The 4,345-nt window shown below is 30.7% G+C and carries 4 protein-coding genes and 4 pseudogenes; all 8 read right to left on the bottom strand.

Annotated features, from left to right (window positions below):
* Nucleotides 1-237: pseudogene (locus HMPREF2802_RS02220) on the bottom strand (IS6 family transposase); the annotation flags it as partial.
* 61 nt (nucleotides 238-298) lie between these two features.
* Nucleotides 299-496 (bottom strand): annotated as a pseudogene (locus HMPREF2802_RS12295) (DsbA family protein); the annotation flags it as partial.
* 101 nt (nucleotides 497-597) lie between these two features.
* Nucleotides 598-1,026, bottom strand: a complete 429-nt coding sequence (locus tag HMPREF2802_RS02225) for an Rrf2 family transcriptional regulator (RefSeq protein WP_070502625.1) — start codon at nucleotides 1,024-1,026, stop codon at nucleotides 598-600.
* A gap of 113 nt (nucleotides 1,027-1,139) precedes the next feature.
* Nucleotides 1,140-1,631 (bottom strand): annotated as a pseudogene (gene thyA, locus HMPREF2802_RS02230) (thymidylate synthase); the annotation flags it as partial.
* Nucleotides 1,632-1,967: 336 nt separating this feature from the next.
* Complete coding sequence (locus tag HMPREF2802_RS11955) at nucleotides 1,968-2,063, bottom strand: type I toxin-antitoxin system Fst family toxin (protein WP_011276848.1); 96 nt, start codon at nucleotides 2,061-2,063, stop codon at nucleotides 1,968-1,970.
* 166 nt (nucleotides 2,064-2,229) lie between these two features.
* Nucleotides 2,230-2,577, bottom strand: a complete 348-nt coding sequence (locus HMPREF2802_RS02235) for a helix-turn-helix domain-containing protein (RefSeq protein ID WP_070502626.1) — start codon at nucleotides 2,575-2,577, stop codon at nucleotides 2,230-2,232.
* Between the two features lie 18 nt (nucleotides 2,578-2,595).
* Nucleotides 2,596-3,213, bottom strand: a complete 618-nt coding sequence (locus tag HMPREF2802_RS02240; protein WP_070502627.1) for a CadD family cadmium resistance transporter — start codon at nucleotides 3,211-3,213, stop codon at nucleotides 2,596-2,598.
* 655 nt (nucleotides 3,214-3,868) lie between these two features.
* Nucleotides 3,869-4,318: pseudogene (locus tag HMPREF2802_RS11765) on the bottom strand (protein rep); the annotation flags it as partial.
* Nucleotides 4,319-4,345 lie beyond the last annotated feature (27 nt).

Here is a 4,345-nt window from a genome sequence, read left to right on the forward strand (position 1 = left end):
GTACGTCTCATCAATACGCCATTTGTAATAGGCTTTTTTATGTTTTTTCTTCCAAATTTGATACAAAATCGGAGCATATTCTTGAACCCAACGATAGACTGTTGAATGGTGAACGTTGACACCACGTTCTCTTAGTATTTCAGATATATCACGATAACTCAGCGCGTATCTTAGATAGTAGCCAACGGCTACAGTGATAACGTCCTTGTTAAATTGTTTATATCTGAAATAGTTCATACAGAAGACTCCTTTTTGTTAAAATTATACTATAAATTCAACTTTGCAACAGAACAGATAGTTTGGATGAGTCATTAACAGGATCTAATTGCTCTAATGGTTTGGGTCTTAGCTCAAATGTTTGCCATTCTATAGATATATCAGCACCTGTTTCTTTTATTGCTTTTTCAAGTTAATCCTTACCTATAAAACAAAAAGGACAAACATAATCAAAATAAACATTTACTTTTATAGTGACAAAATAATTTCTCCTTCCAATAATGTTTATTAAGACGGTTAATACAGTTTCATCAAATGTAAGTAAACAATACGCTCGTACTTGTAATAGTTACAGTTACAAACAAGGGGAGACGGATATATTTATCCGTTGTTTACTAGAATTTTATTTACTATATTTTCTAATGTTACACCTTTTAATACTGTCTCCATAGCATCCTGTGCGTTTTCCAAAATAACTTCCAATAGAGTTTGTATGTTTGCACCAACTGTACAGTCGATATTGGTATCTTCATGTATTTGGAATAAACGGCCTTGTTCAACAACTTCTACAGCTTTATAAACATCAAATAATGTAATCTCGTCTAATGATTTTAAAAGTTTAACTCCTGAATTGCCATGTGAAGTTTCAATAAAACCAACTTTTTTAAGTTTCCCCATTAATCTTCGAATAACAACAGGATTAGTATTCACACTTTCTGCAATTTGATTCGATGTTAAAGCATAATTTTTTTCGATTTTTATTAAAGCCAATATATGAACAGCGACCGTAAAACGACTACTTATTTTCAAATCAACCACCTCGTTGTAACCATTTTAGTTACAACGAGGAATATTGTCAAATCTTTTTTATCTTATTTATAAAAATGAATGTGATAGCTTTATAAAATCCCTTACTTTCATTATCATTCCGCTATATCATATTTAAAAATTCCATTATGTTTATAATTATTCAACTGTACTTCAGATAGTCTACGTTCAAAAAAGGATTTAAGATTACCCTTCTCATCATATTTACTAGGTAGACTTATTGTTGGTTTAGATTGATTAATAGGATTGGATAGTTGCTTCTTTAATGTATCTATATGTTTAAGATATACATGGGCATCATCTATACACCAATACAAATTTCCTAACTCATAACCACATTGGTCTGCTATTAACCTGTGTAAAACCGCATATTGAAATACATTAAATGGATGACCTAGAGCCATATCTGCCGAACGTTGTTTCACATGTAAATTTAAAGCACCGTAACTCACTTTCCAATTTGTAGCCCAAACACACGGTTCTAATGATATTTCATCTAAATCATCTACATCCCATAAACTTGTCATAATTCTACGTGATGCTGGATTTTGATTTAATTGGTGTAAAATGTACTCAACTTGATTTAATTTTTTACCTTCACCTAATAATGAAGTTTATGAACGTACAAGGTTCGAAGCAACTATAAAATCGATAAGACAAGATATTGCAAAATATGCTGATATTACTTCAGGTATAACAGTTGAAATGCACGAACCTAAACAAGTACTTAAACGTTGGAACATTGTATTACATGAATTATTAAATATTTAACATGTATAAAATACAATCATATAAAATTTTAGTTTTGCATTCCTATCTACTATGGTGTTATAATGCATTTAACAAGGAATCCAGCATGGATACACCAATCCCCTCACTACCGCAAATAGTGAGGGGATTTTTGTAGGTGTGGCTATTGTCGCCTATTTGTCTTTGCGATTACGCAGCCAATGCGTAAATAACGCAATAATACAACCACTGATGACTGTGGTCGTGATGTGAACAAGGATTTCCAACATGAATAACACCTCCTCCCTACGTCAAATTGACGCCTGAGAGATAGGCGACTCCATTATTATACCATCTGTATCTTTTGAAGCATATGTACTTCCGATAAGTCATTTTATGTTATATCTTTGCTTATTTTTATGGTATCAAGACAAGAAGAAACTCGTTTCACTCGTTTCAAAAACCCTCCTGATTTTTAGAGAAAAACTCTCTTATTTCATCGTCTTTAATAAAATAATATGCCATCTTTCCCTTTATATAAAAATCAAGCACATCATTTTTATATAAAAGTCTTAAATGATGTGAAGTTGAAGCAACACTCATTTTCAATATCAAAGAAATATCACAAACACACAACTCATCTTCTTTAATCAAAGATAATATAATTTTCAATTTCTTCTCATCACAAATCTTTTCTAAAATGTTAAGTAATTTCTTAGATTTATCATCTTCTAAAAAACTTAAGGCATTGTTAACTTTATCCTCATGTACACAGATCACATCACAAGCATTTTTATAGCTCATATAAAATCACACCCTAAATTAAAATATAAATCCTAAAATTGTTTGAATAGTGTCATTTTCTATAATGATAAATAAACCTAAAGCTATATAAATAACAGCCATAATCCAACGACCAAATTTCTCAACAATTTCTCCAACTCCTGGAATATTAGCTAATTTTTGTGCAGTAAATACCAAGAAGAAAATTAAAATTAAAAAGACAAACAAAGTAATGAATAAATTAGTAACACTTAATGTCACAAAATAGGGAACAAATACACCAATATTATCAGCGCCACAACTTGCTATCGTAATAATTGCAATCGTACCAACTAGTTTAGACAATCCTTTTTCATTCAATTCTTTTTTAGCTCTCTCTTCTCCGTCACTATCACCATAAATAGCCACTTTAATTCCTAAATAAATCGGTATTAACCCTAATAATCCTAATATCCATTTTTCAGGAACATAATTTAAGACAAAGGCAAAGAATAAACTTATGACAATCAATGCCACAGATCCTACATATTGACCAATATAAATATCTCGATATTCTTTCCTAGTCTTTGCTCTAGCAAAGAACATTAATAAAATCACTAATAAGTCTAATGCTGTCACAATATAAAGAATAGCAGCAGTTACAATAGTCTGAATCATAATTACACCTCATTCAAAAATATTTTTGAATGTATTATAACTTATTTTTTTAAATAATCATAGATGCTTTATTCCAATTGCTTTATTGACGTTGAGCCTCGGAACCCTTAACAATCCCAAAACTTGTCGAATGGTCGGCTTAATAGCTCACGCTATGCCGACATTCGTCTACAAGTTTAGTTAAGGGTTCTTCTCAACATCAATAAATTTTCTCGGCATAAATGCTGTGTTATAATTAAAATTCCTTTCTTGATCTATTTTTCACTGATAACACCTAAATATTAAAACAGTGCATATAAGAGCTACCAAAATTTTTAAGGGTAGCTCTTTATTTTTTTGTTCAAACATTTATTCAAAATCAGAATACCTTTATTTTTAATTTTAAGGGGTCATTTTAAAGAATTAAGGGTTATTTATATAGTTTTATACCTAAAAACCTAAATCGGCTCTTAAAATGCAAATGAGAGCCAAATAAAAATAATTGCTTTTCACAAACAAAAATTTGAGCAAAACCAGTGTCGAATTTTTTAGACACTGCCCAGTTACATGCAAATTTAAAAATTGGCATAAAAACTGGGCAACCATGCCAGTTGAACGCTATAGTTCCTGCAGGGGCAAAAAAGCATAAAAAAACGCTAGCTTTGATAAGCTAACGTTACAAATTTTTTAAGAAATAATTTTGTTTTTCAAAATTCCAAATAGCCGTAATTGAATGGGCTTTTTGTTCTTCTTCAGTCGTTTTTTCTTCATCGCTCGTTTGAATTAAATTACCTTCTTCGGCATCGTCTAAATTTAAAAGTTTATGTTTTTGTTTAAGTAAACCACCGTAACTTAACATACGTTTTCTGTATAAACCTTGTTCTAAATCTTGAACAATTTCTGCGTCTTTTTCATGGTTTCCTGTTAAATAATCGGACGACTTAACCGAGTATTTTGATGTCTCTTTAATTGCAGCTTGTATATCTTTATCGCCTTTTTTATTCGGCTTAATTGCTTTGATATTTGCGACTGGTTTGTAATCAACTTGAAGAGCTTTTTGCCATAAATTGATCCACTCTTCTTGCGTTATATAATTCTCTTTTTTTCTGAAATAAGCATTTTCGGTTCTGTTGCAAAGTTGAATTTATAGTAT

The organism is Staphylococcus sp. HMSC071G07 (assembly GCF_001811435.1).
Classification (GTDB): domain Bacteria; phylum Bacillota; class Bacilli; order Staphylococcales; family Staphylococcaceae; genus Staphylococcus; species Staphylococcus pettenkoferi.

Bases quoted from the DNA above. Each gene is read 5' to 3' on its own strand.
- HMPREF2802_RS11955 (WP_011276848.1), bottom strand. From the start codon at position 2,063: ATGTTGGAAATCCTTGTTCACATCACGACCACAGTCATCAGTGGTTGT.
- HMPREF2802_RS02235 (WP_070502626.1), bottom strand. From the start codon at position 2,577: ATGAGCTATAAAAATGCTTGTGATGTGATCTGTGTACATGAGGATAAA.
- HMPREF2802_RS02240 (WP_070502627.1), bottom strand. From the start codon at position 3,213: ATGATTCAGACTATTGTAACTGCTGCTATTCTTTATATTGTGACAGCA.